The sequence below is a fragment of the [Mycobacterium] manitobense genome (genome assembly GCF_025821665.1).
GTDB classification, from domain to species: domain Bacteria; phylum Actinomycetota; class Actinomycetes; order Mycobacteriales; family Mycobacteriaceae; genus Mycobacterium; species Mycobacterium arseniciresistens.
Genome location: NZ_JACKSJ010000262.1, coordinates 1 through 332 on the forward strand (window position 1 = coordinate 1; position 332 = coordinate 332).

Sequence of the window (332 nt, forward strand, 5' to 3'; positions counted from 1 at the left end):
ACACCTCGACGCGACGCCGGCGGATTCTTGCCGCGACGGCCGAGGTGCTCGGACGCAACGGGCAGACCAAGTTGAGCCTGTCGGAGGTGGCGTTGCAGGCCGGCGTGTCCCGGCCGACGCTGTACCGGTGGTTCGCCTCCAAGGAGGAACTGCTGGGGGCCTTCGGCGACTACGAGCGCGAGATGTTCGACACCGGCATCAGCACCGCGACCGCAGGTCTGCGTGGCACCGAAAAGCTCGATGCGGCATTGCGATTCATCGTCGAGTACCAGCAGTCCTATTCCGGTGTGCGGATCATCGACATCGAGCCCGAGGTGGTCATCGCCCAGCTG

At 65.7% G+C, this 332-nt stretch carries 1 protein-coding gene; it reads left to right on the plus strand.

What is annotated here, in order from left to right; genetic code table 11:
* A partial coding sequence (locus H7I41_RS29185; protein WP_264016147.1) for a TetR/AcrR family transcriptional regulator occupies positions 1-332 on the plus strand: 332 nt, incomplete at both ends.